We start from the raw sequence: 17369 nt of genomic DNA, 5'->3' as shown, positions 1-17369 counted from the left end.
TGAGATCCCTTTCCCGACGAGCCGGGTGGCGGGTGCGTTGCTGTCAGCCGCAGGAGACCTGCCATGCTTCGCGGATGGCGGCTTGAGCGACCTGGGCGGCGGCGGGGTTGGCCAGTGGGGCATCCGCGCTGAGTTCTTGGGCGACGATCACCGGCAGCAGTCCGGTGAGGGCGACGATGATGGGCGGGCAATCCTTGAGACCCTCCTCCGCGAGGATGGCGGTGCCAGCATGCCCGGCGGCCAGGCCGAGGGTGAGAAGCATGGAGTAGCTGATGGCGAGGACGTCCAAGGCGGCAATATCATCCCGCACCATGCGGGAGAGCGGGTGCTGGCGGAACTTGTCATAGACGCCGGCGAGGCTGCCGGTGACGGCGGTCACCCCTTCCTTGATGGTGGCACCGAGCTGGCCGCCTTCTTCCTTCGAGAGCTCCTTGAGGCGGGCGATGCGAGACTCCGCGCCGGTGACGATGCGGTCGAGCAGGGCGCTGAGTTCGATATGGCCTTGCACGCGGTCATCGCCGAGCTGGCCGCGCACGGCATTCGCGATGTCGCGCTCCACGGCGATCATGTCATTGAGGTAGAGGCGAAGGCTGTCGTTGTGGGCTTGGGTCGTGGTCATGGCGGTTAATGAGGTTGGTTTGTTGGAATTCGATTAAACTCCTTCGCAATTGCCGTGCCGCCGCGCAGGCTGCCCGCATTTCCGCGAAAAGGCGGATGTGGATGCGCAAGCTGCAAACCATGGGCTCGCAATTCGCATCGCCATCGGAGAGTGCGCGATGGGCGGCAAGGCCTTGGAATGCCTGCAATTGCAGGGTTTGTTAGATCCGCGGGGGCTATTCCTGGCTCAGGGCACGACCGTTGCTAAAGGGGTCCCACCATGAAACCACGATACCCATACACCACGATCCTGTCATCGATCCTCGCCCCGCTGGGCCTGATGCTCGCCACGACTGCCACCTCCACGGCAGTTGTATTCGACACCACCATCTTCACGACGGCGGATGTGGATGCGAGCGGCAGCCTGGACAAGGCGGAGTTCAGCACGACGCTGGAGGCCGGCCTGAACCTGAAGGCGCAGAATCGCCGCTTCGCACTGGCGGATGCGAATGTGAACGGTACGGTCCAGCTCAATGAATTCCTGATCTACAACGGCACGCTGAGCTTCAACAACAAGCTGGAGCGGCAATTCCTGATCGCGGAGGCCTCGCTGGACAGCTCGCTGAGCTTCGATGAGTTCGTGACCGTGAACGGGCTGCGGACCTCGATGGTGAACATCCGGAGGAACTTCCTGCGTGCGGACCTGGATGAGAGCGGGTCGATCACGCTGGAGGAGTATCTCGCCTATCGCCACGGGCAGACGCCGCGGGTGACCTTCAGCATCCGCGAGCTGGCGGACTTCGATAACAACGGGATCATCACCCAGGCGGAGTTTGCCTTCTGGTTGAAGCGCGGGACATCAGACCTGAAGGTTGCGGCGAAGTTCGCGCGCTTCGATGTGAACCTGGATGGGACGCTGAGCATCTCGGAGTGGAATCCGGGAGTGCGGCAGAACTTCTAACAGCGAAGGGATTTTTGGGGCGTTAATTCACCCCTCCAAGGCTCCGAACGGTGGCTAATGGGCTTACCACCGTCCGGGGCCGTTGTTTTTGGAAGATGGGAGGCACCACGAATCAGGCGAATCTGACGAATGGAGGAAGGGTTGGGGTGGAGTTCTTGGATTTCCAAGGGTGCTCGCTGGGATGGAGTGAGCTTTAGTTTGACCGCGAAAGGCGCGAAATTTAACAGCCGAAGAAGCTAACCACGGAATACACGGAACACAGGGAAGTTGTTAGAGGCTGTCTGAAAATTAACTCCAAACCTTTGTTGAGCTGTACCTTTCCAATTGGAGTCCGCAGAAGCCGGGATGCCCGGCTACCCCAGCAGTCTGTCCGATCCGGAATGGGAGGCGCTTCGTCCGCTTCTGCTCCCTGCGCCCTCGGCAATGCGAGTGCCAAGATGAGGTCCACGTGGATCGCACGCGGCGGCCTGAGGCCAGGGCCGCCCTACCAAGAGCCGTGATGCCACTGCGCCCGGTAGGTCTCTCGACCGGTAGGGCGCGCTGGCCTCAGCGCGCCGCGGGCGATGTGGGGGTCACCTTCAGGCATCGGAGCCGCTTGAGGTCCGCGGGGATCGAAGGCGGCGGCCTGAGGCCAGGGCCGCCCTACCGGAGGTTTCCCTGCAGTGCTTCGCCGCTACTTCGCGCTGGCGGACTGCTGGGACTTGTTGAGCACGGCTTGCCACTCGGCGTCTTCCTTGGCGAGGCGCTGGCGGTAGGCGTCGATGTCGCGCTCGGTCTCCGCGAGGTCGGACTGACGGGTGTCGTCGCTGGCGTAGAGTTCGGCGGCGATGCTCTTGGTGCGGATCTCTTCGCGCAGGTTGGAGCGGCGCAGGTAGGCGGCCACTTGGGCGCGCTCGAAGTCGGTCCCTTGGTAGAAGCTATCGACGGTGCGGCGCATGGCCATCTTGGCCTCCGCGGCCTGGGCGCGGGCCTCGAGCGCTTGCTGCTCACGGACCTGAAGAAGGTCGGACTCCGCGGCGGGCGAAGTTTCCTTCAGGGCATGGCGGGCGCGCGTGGCGCTGCGGGCGGCCTCATGCTTCTCCAGGAAGGTGGCGTAGGCGTCTTCCGCCTGGCGGATCATGGTGACGACCTGCGGCTCGGCATCGCCCTGTCGGGTTTCCGGGGGTCGCGCACTAGCCGCCTTGTTGTCGTCGCGGCAAGCTGCCACGAGGCTGAGAAGAAGCAATCCGCCGAGGAGGGTTCTGCACTTCATTGCAATAGAGTCTGGGTGTGGTGAACATGGCATAATGGCCATAAGACTGCAAGAAAGAGGCGTCGTGCTTACAAAGATTTCACCAAGCGTTCATCAAGTGGCGCGTTAATCGGTGAAACTGCGGAAGAAGCCGGATCGCCTTGTCGGGTGGAGGCACCGATGAGCGCGCCGCATCCTAACAACGAGTCTGACCAAGAAGGGATCAATCCCCGACTTTCGGACCGTCGGCATCGTCCTGATGCTGGGGTGCGGCTTCCTTCTCCAACTCGGGTGTGAGGGGATCGCCGGCAGCCTTTCCCGCGATGGCACCGGCGGCGGCTCCGACGAGTGCGCCGATGGCCATGCCGGCAGGTCCGGCGAAGCCACCCACGGCAGCTCCAGCCGCGGCACCGGTGGTAGTGCCCACGGCGGTGCCGACCGCGCCGCCGAGGCCTTCCTTGCGGACGAGGGTGCTGGTGCCGTGCTCGGATGGGGATGGGTGCTCGGTCTTGGCATCGGCCTGGAGCTCTTCCTGGTAGTCGCGGTCTCCGTCGCTATCGCTGTGCGTGATCATCGGCGCGCTCCTTCGCAGGGGATGTGCCAGCGGGGAATACACGGTGGTGCCGGGGTGCCGCCGAGGCAGGGAGAAGCGGAATGCACGGGCGGGCCTTGCAGGATGCCCCGGGGGGCGGAGGAAGGCACCACGAATCCTGCGGATCCGGCGAACCTTGAGTGGCAGATGAAGATATCGTGGCGAGATTGCGCTCAGCTCCCCCCGCCTGCCGGGCTCGGCCGCCGCTGCCTTTCATCTTCCTTTTCAAATTCCAGCTCTCATCGTTCCAGTTTCCGATTTCACCCTGCTGCCATGGATCCGTCCCCTGACCCCCAAGTGCCTGAAGATTCCTCCGAGCGCCTGCATGCCTACGATGCGGGGATCGAGGCGATCCTGAAGGAGAAGCTGGGGCCACGCTGGCGCTTCGCGAAGCAGGAGGAGGAGAATGCGGTGCTGACGCCACGGCAGGTGATGTGGCAGAGCCTGCGCTACTTCTACGAGGCCTCGATCGTGAACAGCGCGGATCTCTTCGCCTACCTGCCGATGGTGTATGCGGAGCCGGAGATGTTTCGCGAGATCGGCGCGGTGAAGACGCTGGCGGCGGCGGAGGCGCTGCGCGGGATGCACGAGCACTACCAGCAGCTGGTGGCACCGGAGGAGCAGTATGCCTATACGAAGCAGACGGAGGCGGAGCGCGCGGCGATCGAGGAGCAGGCGGAGGACATGGATGAATTCGCGGCGCTGATGATCGCCTATGCGGAGGCGCATCCGGAGGACTTCCCGATGGCGGAGCCGGTGGACCCGATCGCGAACATGGTGGATGTCTTCACGGACATGCGGCGCGAGGCGGAATCGCAGGGCGGGATGGACGAGGCGAAGAAGGCGACGATGGAGGCCGCGGAGCAGGCGATGAAGGATTTCCAAGCGATCTTCCAGGGCCTGCGGGAGCCGGAGATCGAGAAGTGAGGATGGAGAAGGAACCACGGATTTACACGGATGAACACGGATTTAGAGCGGGCATGGGTTCACGATCCTTGGGTTTTCATTCATGTCCATCCGTGTTCATTCGTGGTTTGAATTTCCGAGCCGAAGGGACGTGGAATCTGAGAGGGCGGTGCTTGCGATGCTGGCTTGCGTGACGGAGCTGGACGAGAGATGGTGGAAGGGTAGCGAAACCGAAGCCCTCATCATCCCATGAATGCGAGATGGTCCCTAGCGCTAGTGATCGTGGTGGCCTCGGGCGCGGCCTTGAGCACAGTCTTCTGTGAGGAGCCCGCCGGGGCACCGCGGGTGCGGCAGGTGGCGGTGGAGGCGAAGCCGGAATTCCGGACGGAGCCGTATGGGCTGCAGCTCGGGGTCACGGCGGGCAGTGGGGAGAAGATCTGGGTGCGCTGGCCGGAGAATGCGCCGAAGCCGGAAAGCCTGTCGAAGGAACGCAGCTACAGCATCGAGGTGACGGGTGAGCAGAGCCCGGCGCTACCGGAGGGCAAGGGGCCGACGATCAATGCGGAGCTGGTCCGGGTGCGTGATGGGGCGACGCTGCTCTACGATGCCTCCCGCTGCGCGGTGCATGGCACCACGATGGAGCGGAAGGCGGTGCCGCTGATCTGGGGACTGATCGGCGGTGTCCCGCAGGAGGCGCAGGCGCGGGCGCAGGGCTTCCCGAATACCGGGCTGGCCAGCGGCGGATGCATGCCGATGCCGGATCGCATGCTGGCGTGGAAGTGGGTCTGCCCGACTTGCAAGGAGAAGGAAGCGGAGTTCAAGAAGAGTCAGCCGGCGAAGGAGTGAGGGCTGGCGCCCCTACTCGATCAAGCGGTAGCGGCCGGCGATGGCGTCGCGGCCAGCAGCGTAATCGCCAGGAGCACTGAGCTTGCCGGGGCGGGAGGAGAAGAAGCCGGGGAGCGCGGCGAAGCGGACGCGGATCATCATGAAGGCGGCGGCGTTGTCGCCCTCGTGGAGGGCATTTTCCACGGCGCGGGAGGTGAGTTCGGAAAGCTCGATAATGGCGTAGGGCACGCGGCTGGGCATTGGCAGCACGGAGTCGAAGCCATCCGGGCTGGCGAGCCAGTGCTGAATGCCGGGATCATGGAGAATCTCGACACGGGGGTAGTGACAGGCCGAGAGCCGACCGCTGCGGGTGGTGACGCGGAGATAGGTGCAGTCCTCCAGGCGGATCGCGCCGCCATCCCGCTCGGCGCAGACATGCGGGGCGATGAGGATGGAGACGACCGGTCCGGCTTCTAGGAGCACCACCAGGGTCTGCTCCATCGCAACCGCGCAGGCAGGCAGCCGATCGATGCGCCGGGGCGCCGTCTTCGAGGGCGCGGTCTTTCTGGAAGGCTCAGCCTTGGTGACCTTGGACCCGGGAGGCTTGGGCCTGGAGGATTTGGCCATAGGTATCGCGCATATCACTTCGCAGAGCCGGGTTCAAGGATACAGACGGTGCGAAGCCTCCTTTCGGTTTCCCATGGCGTGGCTCACGCCTTTCCGGCATGCATGGAGCTACATGAAAGCACCAAGCAAGACTTGCCGGAATTGTGGTGGCAGCGGGTTTTACTCGCGGATGACGAGCTTCAATGGGATGGGCAATCTGGTGATGCCGATCGGGCTGAGGAGTCCGGAGTGCAAGGTCCGGGTCTGCGGGGATTGCGGGCTGGTGGAGTGGTTTGCCAGCGAGGAGTATCTGCAGATGATCCGGGAGAATTATGCGCTGGAGAGCTAAGATGCGGAGAGAATGAGAAGCCGGGAGATCAATCGCTGGGTGCTGGGGCTATCGCTGCTGGGCGTGGTGCCGGGAGCGGTGATGGCGCTGCTCCTGCTGCCGGTGGCGCTCGACCGGGGCGTGAGGTCGGGATTCTACACGAGTGATGCCGCCCCGCTCACGATGCTAGCGCTGCCGCTGCTGCTGGCGATTGCCGGGGTGGGCTTGTGGGTGAAGATGGGCTCGGGATATTCGGCGGGGCTGCGCCGGGTCCTGCTGGTCTATCAGCTGGTCATGTTGGTTTACGGCGGATGCTACTTGTTCTTCGCGACGGTGAGCCGCGATGGAGGGGAACAGCTCCCGAGGTTCAGGCCCGTGGACCAGGTGCTGTGCCTGGGCTTGCTGGCAATCCCAGCGCTGGTGGTGGTGATCACGAAGCCGGAGCCGCGGGATGAGAGTGTGGCGTGGCGCTTGTAGCCGCTTCCACAATCGCGCAGCGATTCCCATGGCGGAGGAGCGGGTGCTCCCCCACCCTTCCGGTGGTATGAAGCCACCTAGCAAGACGTGCCGGAACTGTGGGGGAAATGAGTTTTACTCGCGGGACTCGACTTTCGAGGGCTACTGCAAGGGGATCATGAACACGGGATTCTTCAATCCATCGCAGGCCATGGTGCGGGTCTGCGGGGACTGTGGGCAGGTGGAGTGGTTCGTGACAGAGGAGACGCTGGCAGCGGTGAAGCGGAAGTTCACGCGGACGACTGGGAGTTGAGCCATGGCTGGCAGGGCGGACATGAGTGTCCGCCCTCCGCAGGCGCTAGCGCGTGGCTGCCAGCGCTTTTGCTTTCGCGTTGGCTTGGTTTGCAGGTTGCCGTTAGGCTGAGCCGCAGCATGCCTGAGCAAGAACCTGACATCCCGCTGGCGGAGCTGGAGGGCTACGCGGAAGTCGCCGGGATCATCGCGCGGCGGCCGCTGTATCATTTCAGTTGGGTCCACTCGTTTTGCTACCATTCCCAGCAAGAGGATGAACTGGGCAACCACTGGCGCGACATCGAGCTGGTGATGGGGGAGTCTAAAGCACCGTCTGCCCGGATCGGCATCCGCTTTCACCGGGTGGACCATGTGGCCTTCTCCGGCTTCGGCGAGATCGAAGGCCTTTTCTTCCGGAGCATCAAGAAGCGAAACTGGGAGAAGCTCCGCTACGAGGTGGGCGACTACGAGGAGTCCAAGATCTCGCTCTTCTGTCATGGCATTGCTTTGTTCGATCCCGGGAGGGAAGTGTGAGCGCATCGCTGGCGCGTGGCTCTTGCTTTCTCCATGTCGTGGGGCAGGCTGTGAGGCCATGAGAATGCTCGGCTTCCTCGGTCTGGTCTTTGCCTTCAGCGCGCAGCTCCATGCGGAGCCGGAGCCTGAGAAGAAGCCTGCACCAGAGGCCGCGCTGAAGGAGGAGGATCAAGCCGCGCTGGAGATCGGCCGGGCGGTGATGGCGGTGGACCGGGCGCTGGAATACAAGCTGCCGGAATCTCCGACGCCGGAGCAGAAGGCGGAAGCGGAGCGGCACACGGAGGCGATGGTGGGTGCGGGGCAGCTCACGCGGCTGTATCCCTGGGTTCGCTCGCGGATCGATCTGGAGATCAAGGTGACGGAGAGCCTGCTGCGGGACACGAATCCAGACGCGGCGCGCACGCGGGAGCTGAAGGCGCGGATCGAGTATCTGGGCAGGGTGAGGTTGAGGATCGATGCGCCGCGGTAGGATCTTGAGTTTGCGGGCAGAGGGGATTCACTGGAGAATTAACGCCAATGAGGAAGGCAACACGCCGGTCCGTCCGCGGGGTATTGGGGAACTTCATCGCGACGCTCAGCAGCCGCTATGCGGACTATGATGGCTACTGGGTCTACGGCTTCCTGGTCGCGGAGCTGGAGACGATGAGGATGGATCTGCTGGAGCAGGTGGAGGCTCAGACCGATGAGTCGACGCCGGAGGGCTATGTGCGGAGCCTGGCGCTACGGAAGTTCCGCGAACAGGTGGCGAAGGGCAGGCTGACAACGGAGTGGATGCGGGAGGCGACGCTGGTGATTTCCAAGTCGCCCGGGCTCTATTGGCGCGGGCACGGCTTCCACCCCGGCTGCGGGTATGATGTGATCTTCCATGCGCGGGTGCTCACGGATACTGGTGTGAGCTACGAATCGGAGAGCTCGCTCTTCGTGGCGATGCACGATCCGAAGCATGAGCGGAGGAGCACGCGGCGGTGCATCCTCCATGGCTTCCCGATGGAGCGGGTCTTGAAGCCACGATGAACTCGATGAGGCTGCGCGCGCTGAGTCTGTGCCTATGTGCCATTGCCATCGCGACGGCGATCGCGTGCATCGTGCTGCCGGTGATCGGGGCACAGGGGTTCTTTGCCGAGTTCCACAAGCCCTATTCGGCGGTGGAGCATTTCAAGCTGGTGGCGGAGCAATCGGCCGGACCGGTTTACACCCTGCTAAGCGTCTTGGGGCTCGCTGGTTTGATCTTTCAGGGCAAGCGGGTTCCTTGGGAGAGCTGCCTGCTCGCGCTGGTGGGGCCAGTTTGCACCGCTCTCAACTCGGGGATGGTGTCGCATGATTTCAGCCATGTGGTCTTCCAGGAATGCAGCGATATCTACGGCCAGTGGATCGATGGCTTGAATGTCGCAGCGGGGGTAGCCTTGGGCACGCTGGCCCGCGTGAGCGTGCGCATGCAGAGCGTGCAGGAACCGGGATCAAGCCCCGTGCGCGGGATCTTCTTCCGCGTGGCCATGCCGGTGGGAGCAATGCCGTTGGGCATCGCGGCGATCGCCGAGGGTTGGTATTTGCAAGCTTACACTTCGATGATCGGCACTCCGAGGATCCTCTACGGCGCGGCCTGTGTGACGCTTGGTATGGCCTGCATCGGGCTGCCGGGGGTGGGCAGGAAGCTGCGACGCGCGGAGAAGGTGCGGCTGTATCTCGGTCTGGCCTTGAGTGCAGTGCTGCTGATCAGCGCCTTCGTCTGGTGAATGGGTGGAGGCACACAAAGTGGCGGCGCTCCGCTAGTGGTTCCAGGATCTCACGGCAGGCGGCGAGGGCGAGGTTTACGAGGTAGCGGAGGTTGCGCCCGTGGATTTCTTGTGGCGCAGGGCGGGATGATGCAGGGCATGACGAAATTCGAGATCTTGAACGAAGCGGAGCGGCGGACGAGCGACAGCGCGATGGATGCGGTGATGGTGGACTACAGCGGCGGGGATCACGATTTCGGGCGCTGCACGCGCTGGCTGTGGACGGGTGGCGGTGGGAGCCTGGTGGCGCGGATGGCATCGGGGAAGGTGCTGGATTTCCAGGGCCTGCAGGAGTGCCGGATGATGCCGATCTCGATCTCGGCGGTGCTCACGGGTTCATCGGCGACTCCGATGGTCGCGTTCTTCTGAGTGCGCGCGTGAGGCGATGCGCCCGTGGCGTGAGCTGGCGGCGGGCTGCATCATGCGCGGATGAGGAGTTTCGACATGAAGAATCAGGCCGCCGCGCGGATCACCGATAGCCCGGTGGATGCGGAGATCGTGAGTCTCGCCGGCGGTGATCATGAGTTCGGGCGTGCCACGCGCTGGCTCTTCATCGGCCAGGCGGGATCGGTGCGGGTGCGGATGGCTTCGGGCGCGGTGGTGGATCTGAACTATGCGTTCGATGGCACGCAGTTGCCGATCGCGGTGACGGCGGTCTATCAAGCGGGGACGACTGCGGGGTATATTCGGGGGATGTTTTGAGGGAGGTAAGAAGAGAGAAGAGAGAAGAGAGAAGAGAGCGATGCGGGCGGGTGCGGGGGTGATGGGTCCCCTGCCCCGCCCGCTCTATTTTCAGGGAGCTGTTAGGAGGGGTGTGAGTTGCGCCCGTGACGCGGGCGGCGGTGCCTCGGGGACGATGGCCCGCTATGGTCAGATACCGGGGAGGTGTGCGGGTATGGGCAGGGCCACTGTCGCAGCAGTCGGTGGTACCATCGGCCTTGCCTCAGGGGCAGATACAGGCGCAGGGACAAACGCCGGCAACGGCGGGTGATCCGCTCGCGCATGCCAAGCTGGAGGAGCAAGCAGGGCTGCGAGAGCAGGAGCGCCTAGCCCAAGAGGCGGAGCGGCAGCGCCGGGAGCAGGAGGAACAGCAGCGGGATCTGCTGCGGCTTCATCAGCAGGAAGCAGAACACGCACGACAGACGCAGGAAGCGGAACAGCAGCGTCAGAGGGATGCCATACGCGATGCCGCCCTCCGTGATCTGCGGGATGCGGAGGCCCAGGCAGATCCACAGCTTCCCCCTGGCTCCACGCCAGTCGCCTTTCCGCTAGCGGCATCCTCAACGGAAGCCGCCGCGTATGAATCCCAAGCCAGCAACGCGGAGGCCGAGACTGTGGGCCGCGGTGCACAGGAAAACCTCGATTCTGACCCCTCGCGCGAGGATCTAACACAGGAGGAGGACATCCCCCGCCGCAGGAGCCCTAGGGCTGCGATCCCCACCCGGGTAGCGGCAGCGGCGGAGCGAGTGAAGCAAACGGAGGCCGCCTTCAAATCGCACGTCAGCGATCTGGTTCAGGCCTCGCGGGGTGCTCTGCCATCGACTTCAGCACCAAGCAGGGGAGCAGCGGAGAGGCAAAGTGATCCAGTTCCTTACCCAAAGCCCCAGGCTTCTCCCCAGAGTGCCAAGACCGCTGCGGGGTCGTCGCCAGGCATCTCGCCGAGTCCTGCCCAAGCGCAAGAGGAAGAGGCCGGGACGAAGCAAGACGCCGCCCCCATCGATGTCCACGCGGCTGCGATGGGCAAGGGAGCCAGGAAGCTCCTCGGGTACGTCAAAGTCGGTCGCAAGATCGCGTTGGAGGTCTACCGCCACTACAGCGGGAAGCTGAAGAAGCACGGTAGTCTGGATGCTGCCGAGCAAGTCCAGTTCGACGATGCACGCAGGGCTCTAGCCACTGCACTGTCAAGCAGCACCCCGGCTGCAAAAGCAGCAAGCAATGCGGAGCAGACGGCAGGAGGTACTTCCAACGAAGATACGAAGCTCCCGGAAATCTATTTTTCTCTGAGCGCGCTCCCCGAACTGGCCTCGAATATTTATCACGCGATACAGGCGGGCCACCCTGACGTATTGACTTACCTGGGAGATGAAAAGAAGAAGAGAGCTAATCGCCGTCTAGCCTTGCGGGACGTCCTTCAGATTGCAGGATTCAGCCGCGACGAGTATCCCTTCGCATCATCCAGGGAGGGTGGCAAAGGAGCTTGGGTGGGCCATGTTCCGGCAGACCAGCAATCAGCCCAAGGATTCCTCATCTCGGAACTCGTTAGAAATCACAAACTCAAACCCGGCGACAAGTATCGCGTAGTAATCATCAAATGAACTACAATTCCTCCGAACCGCTGTTTCACGACCTGTATTTTTCTTACAGCATGTTTGCTATCTTTGACAACGCTGTGGGACTTCCCAGAGTCAATTTCACGAAGATTCACATAGCCCAAGGATTCGGCCGGAATGAATCGGGGGCCTGGTTCCACACGCCGGAAGAATATGGAATGGCCTACCTACGGGTGGCGGTGGGGCCTTTTGAGCCGACAGGCGAGTATGACCGAGCCGTCTCGGTCCCGTTTCGTTGCGTCTCAGGACAGGTCACACTTGCTGGCCCGGACGAAGGAGAAGGCGATGATTGGACCATCGAGTTAGCCCCCGGTGACTACCTGCTCACCGTGGCGCAGCGCATCACGCAGCCTGAGGATGAAGATCACGAGGCGGAAGAGGAGATCGATCTTTTCTTCGAGCCGCTGGCACAGCCTGCCAGCCGGAGTGAAATCCTGATCGCGGATGAGAAGATGGAGCCTCCAGCTGTTCTGCAAGAAGATGGCGGCATCGCCGGGAAATAGCTCATATCCGCTTACCCGGGAACCGGCAATCGGGCTCCTGTCGAAGACCAGATCAGCCATGAGCGCTTCAATAACAAGCGGCGAACATTGAATCCGGATGAAACATGAGCCAAAACATCTGGCTACAAGGGGATATCAATCCTGACGAATTCGCCCCCGGATCCTCAGCTTCATCTGGAGCCGCGTCCTAAATTAAAAACAGCTTTGACGTCATCACGTGCAAATAGAGTATTCTTTACCCATGGAATCCCTCGTTAGAGTAATCGTAGAGAACTGGCTCACCTACACTCGGCTGTCCGATCCAAGGGTCGATGACGATGATGCCTGCAGGCAAATCGAAATGGTCAACAGGCATATCGTGCACGCGGATCTAGAGATGAACGAACTGTTTCTGCGGGTCATGCAGGAGATGGCCGACGAATCACGTGATGGCGACGATGAGGAGCGGACCGATATGCTCGATGCAATGCCGGCCGAGATCGGAGTCAGCCTCAACGAGGATGAGATCGAGGAAGAGAAAGACGATCCCACGAATCCAGCTTATCACCCGGAGCTGCGCCCCCGACTGGAAGATCCCTTGGGCTATCTTCTCGGGATGATTGCGGAAGATTTGCTATTCTATTCAATCTTCGACGTTGAACCAAACTATGCCCGGGAACAATGGAAACGGATCGGCTACCAGCTTCGTCAGGAGCCTGCCGCGACCATCCAGGCATTTGTTGCATTCACTCGCAGGATGGCCGATGGAATCAGCGAGCAAAGATTCCAGCAGTCGAAGGACTTGCTCCTTTCGATGCCTTACGATCTGGGCTTGTTAGCCGATCCAAGATAAGTCGCAGCCAACAGCAAAGCCCAGCACCAGCCATGCCTTCATCCCCCATGAAATCTCTTGTCAGGATCCTTGTGGAAAGCCGCATCGGCCACAGCCTCTTCGACGACGATCAGATCGATTGCGACACCGCGCTCGATCATCATCTAGCGACCCGGATGCATCTTGTTAAGGCCGATGTGGAGACTATCGAGCTATTCCTCGAGGTCATCGGGGAAATGGCAGAAGAATCGCGTGGAGGATCCGATGAGATGCTAACCACCCTCCTTGAAGAGATGCCGGGCGACATGGGAATTGTCCCCGGTGAGGATCAAATGGAGGACGTGGAAGATCCCGAGTTCGCCGACGATCCGGAACTTCATCCTGAGTTGCGTCCGGAACTGGAGAACCGCTTGGACTTCCTGTTGCAGGTCCTGGTGGATGACATCCTGTTCTTCGGGCTTTTCAACATCGACCCTGACTATGCCCGCGAGCAGGTGACAAAGATCGGTGCCCTGCTCAGGCGGGAGCCTCCTGAAACCATCAAGGCCTTCGTCTCTCTGACCCGCAAGTTGGCCAGCGAAGTGGGCCCCGATCCAATCTATCAACCAGAGAAGAACCTGCTTCTCAACATGCCATACGATTTGGGCTTGCTGGCTGATCCGAGGTAGGTCGCCGCCCACAGCAAAGCCCAGCACCAGCCATGCCTTCATCCCCCATGAAATCCCTTGTCAGGCTCGTCGTCGAAAGCCGTCTCACCCTGGACTTGGCCGAGGAGCCGATGATCGAAGGCGACTGTGTAATCAAACACGATGAGGAAACCGTATGCCTCCTGCGAGAGGCAGACGAGCAAACCGTCGACCTGATCATGGAGGTCATCGAGGAAATGACCGAAGAGTCGCGCGAAGGCATGGACCCGATGCGGGAGCCTATTCTTGAGGACCTTCCCGTATGTTGGGGTTTAGCTTTCAGCGAGGATGATCTCGAATCCTATGATCCCGAGGATCCCCGGGACAATCCAGCGTTGCGGCCCAAGCTGGAGAATCGCCTGGACCTTTTTGTTAGAGTCCTCGTGGAGCTGGTTCTATTCTATTGGCAGTTTCGCGTGGATCCGGAATTCTCCCGCCAGCAGTTCGTTCGGATCGGCCATCAGCTAAAGCAGGAGTCGCCTGAGACCATTGAGGCGTTTCTCGCATCGATCCGTAGTCAGGCGGAGGAGGTTACCGGGGTGGAGTATCGGGAGTATAAGGAGGCGCTTCTCGTCATTCCCTGTAATCTGGGCCTCGTCCCGGATCCAAGGTAGAGCCGCCGCGAAGGTGTGAGATGCGCCCGTGACGCGGCAGGGGTGCGGGCGCGGATGATCCGGGGCTACCCTTTGCCCCGGCGAACTGGCTGCGGGCCCGCCAAACTCGCCTCGGAACTCCACGGCGAGAAGATCTGGCCAATTGAGTTCGGTTGGCATGCCGCTGAACGTCGTGGGAAGTAGGAGTAGGGGAAACCCGAAACCTTCGCCTTCCTCGACTTCACGCAAACCTGTGGCCGGGCCAAGCACGGTAGTTTCCGTATATTCCGGCGCACCGCCCGCCGGCGACCTGTGAGGGGTGGCGAAGAAACCCTGGTCACTACGGCGACCCGTAAGCGCAACAGCATGCACGGCTTACTTTTCACTTGATTGGGACTCGGATAGTGGCTTGGATGATAGATGCATGAAAGAGAAGTTTGTGATCCCCACCCGGAAAGAAAGCCAAGGTGATTGATGCGAGTTGCGCCTGCGGCATCATATCTATAACCCTTGAGTTTTCGATGTCTAGTCTTGATGATGGGCCTGTTGCAGGATACATTATTCCACTAACCCTTACAGCCTGTTAGGATGAAAAGACGTTCTTTGATGGCTCTTGTTCTCGTTGTGATGGCGATTGCTACGCTTTCTATATTTTTTTCCGCTCGAGATCATTCCCACGGGGCCAGCAACGCGGGGTCAAAAAACAGACCAAAAGACGCTGGATTTGGAGCTAATGAAGATCAGACGGAAAACCAGGGTGCTTCCAAAAGCAGATCAAAGGAGGAGGCGGCTATTAGGATGCGAATTCAACAAAGGGAAAACCATCTCCGCGAGCTAGGAATAATCGAAGCTAAGAACGCACCTCATTTTGTTTTGGTGGGAGAGGACGGATTGCTAACCGAGGAGGCCAAAACGAATGTCGGGCTAACGGCTGCTCAAGCGGAAGAAATTCAGGGCGTCGTTGACCAGGCCTTCGCTAAGGTTGCCGCAATTGTGGAAAAACAGACCCGATACGATCCATCTGCCTCTGATCCCAAAAAGGGAGTATACAACTACAAGATAAACTCCTTCAAGGAATCTGGGGAGACTATCATTCAAGAACTTCAACAAGATCTCGGTCGCATCCATCCGGCTAAATCCGAGCTATTGGCATCAGCCTTCAATCCTGCAATATATGCCATGGGTTTTGGAAAATATCAGGCCGACATCACGACAGTGAAAGATATCTCGTCGGAGGCGCAAAGCATCTCAAAGGCAAGTTATAACTTTGCAGATCCCACCTCGGGCATGCTAATTAGACGGGGCGAAACAACGCCGCGTTTCTTTAAGAAGTATTTTGGGTCGACTCTGGAGCAATTGCCGACCCCACCAGCCGAGACCGCCGTCACGCCGGAGCTGAGATGGCGCGCGAGGGAGCCGAGGTAGTCGTAATGGACAATTCCCGTGTGGGACAAAAGCCCGTAGAAAGGGACATTGGCTTGTTGGAGAATCTGCGCTATCTCCCGGCGCATGAACCAGCCAAGGGAACGCACGCCCGAAGAGAAGCTGCCCCTCGGTCAACTGAGCGACGAGGAGAGGTTAGCGGTGATCTCGAAGGCCTTCGAAGAGTCGTTCCGCAAGATGGGCGAAAGATTCCAGCAGGAGGCGCCCGCAAGGAGATGGAGTTCCAGCAATGGATGGCAGAGAGAGGCCTGCTCCTAGTCGAGAGCCCCTGGAAGCGGAAGTGGCGACTCGCATGGAGGAAGGCCGGGCGATGGTGGAGCGGTACTGGCGGGAAGGAAAGCTAACGGCTGCTGAGGCCAAGGCATTCCTGGGTTGGAGGTGTTGAGGTAGCGGAGGGGTATTTCTTGAGATCGGAAAGGCAGCCGCCTGCGCTCCCGGCTGGAGCGGAGATGCGCCCGTGACGCGGCATGGGCGCGGGCGCGGATGATCCGGAGCTATGGCAGGCTACCGGCGACAATCCGCGGCGGAGATGGAAGTTCAGGATTACTTGGCCAAGGCGCAGGCGGGCTTGGCGGGGGTGAATCCGCAGGCGCAGACGCTGGCGCGCTCGGGAGGGAATGCGCAGGCGCAGCAGTATGGGCAGGAGCTGGTAGCGCGGCAGTTGCAGGAGAATGCGGCGCGTCGTGAGGCGCAGGCGCAAGCGGCGGCGGAGCGTGCGAGGCAAGAGGCACTGGCGGCTGAGCAGCGTCGGCAGGAGACTCTGCGGGCGCAGGAGCTGGGGCGACAGCAACAGCAGGCGCAGCGGGATGCGGAGTTCCAGAGCAAGGCGGATCAATGGGGCGCGGTGACTTTCCGCGATCCCAACACGGGACGGCTGGGCCTGAAGAGGCATGCGGATGGCGCGCAGGTCTTCACACCGGGGCCTGTGGGCGAGCCGCGGATGGTGCCGAAGGTGCAGGAGACGACGCTGGTGGATCCGGCGAACCCGGAGCGGCAGATTCCGACCTGGTTGCCGGTGGGAGATGATGGCGGGGTGCTGGGAGCCACGAGCTTCGCGGACCGGAAGGTGGAGCAGGAGTGGTACCAGGACTATCGCGATGAGCGCGGGCAGACCACAGCGGTGAAGCTGGAGCAGAAGACGGATCCGCGGACGGCGGAGACCTACTACGAGAAGCCTAGTAAGATTGCGGGCGGAGCGCCGGAGCGGGTGGTGACGGGGATCGACCGGCGGGTGAGGCGCTTGCAAGAACTGGACCGCGATGGCGTGGCGCTGGGGGTGAGGATGAATGAGGTCCAGCGCCGCTGCGAGACACGGGCGCAGAAGCAGGCACCGCTGCAGGCGGAGTATGAGGCGGCGAAGAAGGAGCTGGAGGCGTGGCGCGGGAATGGCTGGCAGCTCGCGGGTGGCGATGGCCGGCCGACCTACTGGGTGCGCTGGGACGCGCAGGGAAATCGACTGACGCCCCCTACCCCGGCGGAGGTGCAGGCGCACGAGCAGGCGGGCAGCGCGCTGCGCAAGCGATTCGTGCAGGCGAAGCGCGCGCTGGAGGAGCGTCGCCCGGAGGATGAGGAGCTGGCGCGGAGCAAGGAGCAGCATGAGGACCAGCTCCGCGATCTAACACGCCGCCGCGAGCTGGTGGACAAGGGCCAGCCGGAGCTGAGCCGCGAGCAGGACAAGTGGGCGAAGCAGCAGGAGCAAAGCCGGCACGCGGAGGAGGAAGAAGCAAAGCGCGTGGCAGCGATCCGGCCGCCGGAGCCGCCGAAGCTGATGGACCCGGCGAAGTCCCCGGCAGCGGGCGATCCGGACGGGCGGGCGACGGTGGCGCTGGCCTTCGGCCCGAATGCAAAGCACGCTGACCTGAGCGCGGAGGCGACCGACTATTCCGGCTTCCACATCAATCGCG

The 17369-nt window shown here is 61.8% G+C and carries 22 protein-coding genes and 1 pseudogene; 18 read left to right on the top strand and 5 right to left on the bottom strand.

Going from position 1 to position 17369, the window contains the following annotated elements; translation table 11 throughout:
- Nucleotides 1-43: 43 nt before the first annotated feature.
- Nucleotides 44-619, bottom strand: coding sequence for a hypothetical protein (locus BV071_RS25710; RefSeq protein ID WP_035613439.1), 576 nt, complete (start codon nt 617-619; stop codon nt 44-46).
- A 258-nt stretch (nt 620-877) separates the two neighbouring features.
- Here BV071_RS25710 and BV071_RS25705 point away from each other — a divergent pair, with 258 nt between their 5' ends.
- Nucleotides 878-1558: an EF-hand domain-containing protein gene (locus tag BV071_RS25705; protein WP_265594888.1), complete on the top strand. Its 681-nt coding sequence runs from the start codon at nt 878-880 to the stop codon at nt 1556-1558.
- A 673-nt stretch (nt 1559-2231) separates the two neighbouring features.
- Here BV071_RS25705 and BV071_RS25700 read toward each other — a convergent pair.
- A complete protein-coding gene (locus tag BV071_RS25700) occupies nt 2232-2810 on the bottom strand; it encodes a hypothetical protein (protein ID WP_035613435.1) in 579 nt (192 codons plus the stop codon).
- 202 nt (nt 2811-3012) lie between these two features.
- Entirely contained in the window at nt 3013-3363 is a 351-nt protein-coding gene (locus BV071_RS25695; RefSeq protein WP_035613433.1) for a hypothetical protein, read from the bottom strand.
- A gap of 291 nt (nt 3364-3654) precedes the next feature.
- Between BV071_RS25695 and BV071_RS33680 the strand changes: the two genes are divergently transcribed.
- Nucleotides 3655-4308, top strand: coding sequence for a hypothetical protein (locus BV071_RS33680; RefSeq protein ID WP_052573896.1), 654 nt, complete (start codon nt 3655-3657; stop codon nt 4306-4308).
- A gap of 228 nt (nt 4309-4536) precedes the next feature.
- On the top strand, nt 4537-5133 hold the full coding sequence (locus BV071_RS25680) for a hypothetical protein (protein ID WP_265594887.1): 597 nt from the start codon (nt 4537-4539) through the stop codon (nt 5131-5133).
- A 12-nt stretch (nt 5134-5145) separates the two neighbouring features.
- Here BV071_RS25680 and BV071_RS25675 read toward each other — a convergent pair whose 3' ends face one another.
- A complete protein-coding gene (locus tag BV071_RS25675; RefSeq protein WP_035613425.1) occupies nt 5146-5739 on the bottom strand; it encodes a hypothetical protein in 594 nt (197 codons plus the stop codon).
- A 112-nt stretch (nt 5740-5851) separates the two neighbouring features.
- Between BV071_RS25675 and BV071_RS35765 the strand changes: the two genes are divergently transcribed.
- Both BV071_RS35765 and BV071_RS25670 read left to right on the top strand, forming a co-directional pair.
- Nucleotides 5852-6067, top strand: coding sequence for a hypothetical protein (locus BV071_RS35765; protein ID WP_265594886.1), 216 nt, complete (start codon nt 5852-5854; stop codon nt 6065-6067).
- 12 nt (nt 6068-6079) lie between these two features.
- On the top strand, nt 6080-6523 hold the full coding sequence (locus BV071_RS25670) for a hypothetical protein (protein WP_035613423.1): 444 nt from the start codon (nt 6080-6082) through the stop codon (nt 6521-6523).
- 141 nt (nt 6524-6664) lie between these two features.
- On the opposite strand, the gene BV071_RS35760 is transcribed toward BV071_RS25670, so the two are convergent.
- On the bottom strand, nt 6665-6820 hold the full coding sequence (locus tag BV071_RS35760; RefSeq protein ID WP_265594885.1) for a hypothetical protein: 156 nt from the start codon (nt 6818-6820) through the stop codon (nt 6665-6667).
- A 114-nt stretch (nt 6821-6934) separates the two neighbouring features.
- On the opposite strand from BV071_RS35760, the gene BV071_RS25660 reads away from it, so the two are divergent.
- The 13 genes and pseudogenes from BV071_RS25660 to BV071_RS25595 form a co-directional block, all read left to right on the top strand.
- Nucleotides 6935-7327 carry a hypothetical protein gene (locus tag BV071_RS25660; protein ID WP_035613420.1) on the top strand — a complete coding sequence of 131 codons (393 nt, stop codon included), beginning with the start codon at nt 6935-6937 and terminating at the stop codon, nt 7325-7327.
- A gap of 58 nt (nt 7328-7385) precedes the next feature.
- On the top strand, nt 7386-7796 hold the full coding sequence (locus BV071_RS25655; RefSeq protein WP_265594884.1) for a hypothetical protein: 411 nt from the start codon (nt 7386-7388) through the stop codon (nt 7794-7796).
- Nucleotides 7797-7843: 47 nt separating this feature from the next.
- Nucleotides 7844-8341, top strand: a complete 498-nt coding sequence (locus tag BV071_RS25650) for a hypothetical protein (RefSeq protein WP_265594883.1) — start codon at nt 7844-7846, stop codon at nt 8339-8341.
- Nucleotides 8338-9060, top strand: coding sequence for a hypothetical protein (locus BV071_RS25645; protein WP_035613414.1), 723 nt, complete (start codon nt 8338-8340; stop codon nt 9058-9060). Before BV071_RS25650 ends, BV071_RS25645 begins: the two co-directional genes overlap by 4 nt.
- Before the next feature lie 138 nt (nt 9061-9198).
- Nucleotides 9199-9468 (top strand): hypothetical protein, encoded by a 270-nt coding sequence (locus tag BV071_RS25640; protein ID WP_265594882.1) that lies wholly within the window; start codon nt 9199-9201, stop codon nt 9466-9468.
- A 60-nt stretch (nt 9469-9528) separates the two neighbouring features.
- A complete protein-coding gene (locus BV071_RS25635; protein WP_265594881.1) occupies nt 9529-9801 on the top strand; it encodes a hypothetical protein in 273 nt (90 codons plus the stop codon).
- 1034 nt (nt 9802-10835) lie between these two features.
- Nucleotides 10836-11414 carry a NucA/NucB deoxyribonuclease domain-containing protein gene (locus BV071_RS35755; RefSeq protein ID WP_265594880.1) on the top strand — a complete coding sequence of 193 codons (579 nt, stop codon included), beginning with the start codon at nt 10836-10838 and terminating at the stop codon, nt 11412-11414.
- Entirely contained in the window at nt 11411-11932 is a 522-nt protein-coding gene (comJ, locus tag BV071_RS25625) for a competence protein ComJ (RefSeq protein ID WP_035613408.1), read from the top strand. The genes BV071_RS35755 and comJ overlap by 4 nt, the downstream gene beginning before the upstream one ends.
- A 241-nt stretch (nt 11933-12173) precedes the next feature.
- Nucleotides 12174-12764 carry a hypothetical protein gene (locus tag BV071_RS25620; protein WP_035613406.1) on the top strand — a complete coding sequence of 197 codons (591 nt, stop codon included), beginning with the start codon at nt 12174-12176 and terminating at the stop codon, nt 12762-12764.
- 71 nt (nt 12765-12835) lie between these two features.
- Nucleotides 12836-13411 carry a hypothetical protein gene (locus BV071_RS25615; RefSeq protein ID WP_035613404.1) on the top strand — a complete coding sequence of 192 codons (576 nt, stop codon included), beginning with the start codon at nt 12836-12838 and terminating at the stop codon, nt 13409-13411.
- 47 nt (nt 13412-13458) lie between these two features.
- Entirely contained in the window at nt 13459-14043 is a 585-nt protein-coding gene (locus tag BV071_RS25610) for a hypothetical protein (protein WP_035613402.1), read from the top strand.
- A 585-nt stretch (nt 14044-14628) separates the two neighbouring features.
- Nucleotides 14629-15447 (top strand): hypothetical protein, encoded by an 819-nt coding sequence (locus tag BV071_RS25605; protein WP_265594879.1) that lies wholly within the window; start codon nt 14629-14631, stop codon nt 15445-15447.
- A 547-nt stretch (nt 15448-15994) separates the two neighbouring features.
- A pseudogene (locus BV071_RS25595) lies at nt 15995-17369 on the top strand (hypothetical protein); the annotation flags it as partial.

It is taken from the genome of Haloferula sp. BvORR071 (genome assembly GCF_000739615.1).
GTDB lineage: Bacteria > Verrucomicrobiota > Verrucomicrobiia > Verrucomicrobiales > Akkermansiaceae > Haloferula.
The sequence above is the reverse complement of the archived record's forward strand: the minus strand, read 5'-3'. Positions and strand labels throughout refer to the sequence as shown.

Coding starts and splice junctions, on each gene's coding strand:
- BV071_RS35765 (WP_265594886.1), top strand. CDS start 5,852: ATGAAAGCACCAAGCAAGACTTGCCGGAATTGTGGTGGCAGCGGGTTT.
- BV071_RS25610 (WP_035613402.1), top strand. CDS start 13,459: ATGAAATCCCTTGTCAGGCTCGTCGTCGAAAGCCGTCTCACCCTGGAC.
- BV071_RS25670 (WP_035613423.1), top strand. CDS start 6,080: ATGAGAAGCCGGGAGATCAATCGCTGGGTGCTGGGGCTATCGCTGCTG.
- BV071_RS25640 (WP_265594882.1), top strand. CDS start 9,199: ATGACGAAATTCGAGATCTTGAACGAAGCGGAGCGGCGGACGAGCGAC.
- BV071_RS25605 (WP_265594879.1), top strand. CDS start 14,629: ATGGCTCTTGTTCTCGTTGTGATGGCGATTGCTACGCTTTCTATATTT.
- comJ (WP_035613408.1), top strand. CDS start 11,411: ATGAACTACAATTCCTCCGAACCGCTGTTTCACGACCTGTATTTTTCT.
- BV071_RS25655 (WP_265594884.1), top strand. CDS start 7,386: ATGAGAATGCTCGGCTTCCTCGGTCTGGTCTTTGCCTTCAGCGCGCAG.
- BV071_RS25620 (WP_035613406.1), top strand. CDS start 12,174: ATGGAATCCCTCGTTAGAGTAATCGTAGAGAACTGGCTCACCTACACT.
- BV071_RS25650 (WP_265594883.1), top strand. CDS start 7,844: ATGAGGAAGGCAACACGCCGGTCCGTCCGCGGGGTATTGGGGAACTTC.
- BV071_RS25680 (WP_265594887.1), top strand. CDS start 4,537: ATGAATGCGAGATGGTCCCTAGCGCTAGTGATCGTGGTGGCCTCGGGC.
- BV071_RS35760 (WP_265594885.1), bottom strand. CDS start 6,820: ATGGCTCAACTCCCAGTCGTCCGCGTGAACTTCCGCTTCACCGCTGCC.
- BV071_RS35755 (WP_265594880.1), top strand. CDS start 10,836: ATGGGCAAGGGAGCCAGGAAGCTCCTCGGGTACGTCAAAGTCGGTCGC.
- BV071_RS33680 (WP_052573896.1), top strand. CDS start 3,655: ATGGATCCGTCCCCTGACCCCCAAGTGCCTGAAGATTCCTCCGAGCGC.
- BV071_RS25695 (WP_035613433.1), bottom strand. CDS start 3,363: ATGATCACGCACAGCGATAGCGACGGAGACCGCGACTACCAGGAAGAG.
- BV071_RS25705 (WP_265594888.1), top strand. CDS start 878: ATGAAACCACGATACCCATACACCACGATCCTGTCATCGATCCTCGCC.
- BV071_RS25635 (WP_265594881.1), top strand. CDS start 9,529: ATGAGGAGTTTCGACATGAAGAATCAGGCCGCCGCGCGGATCACCGAT.
- BV071_RS25675 (WP_035613425.1), bottom strand. CDS start 5,739: ATGGCCAAATCCTCCAGGCCCAAGCCTCCCGGGTCCAAGGTCACCAAG.
- BV071_RS25645 (WP_035613414.1), top strand. CDS start 8,338: ATGAACTCGATGAGGCTGCGCGCGCTGAGTCTGTGCCTATGTGCCATT.
- BV071_RS25710 (WP_035613439.1), bottom strand. CDS start 619: ATGACCACGACCCAAGCCCACAACGACAGCCTTCGCCTCTACCTCAAT.
- BV071_RS25700 (WP_035613435.1), bottom strand. CDS start 2,810: ATGAAGTGCAGAACCCTCCTCGGCGGATTGCTTCTTCTCAGCCTCGTG.
- BV071_RS25660 (WP_035613420.1), top strand. CDS start 6,935: ATGCCTGAGCAAGAACCTGACATCCCGCTGGCGGAGCTGGAGGGCTAC.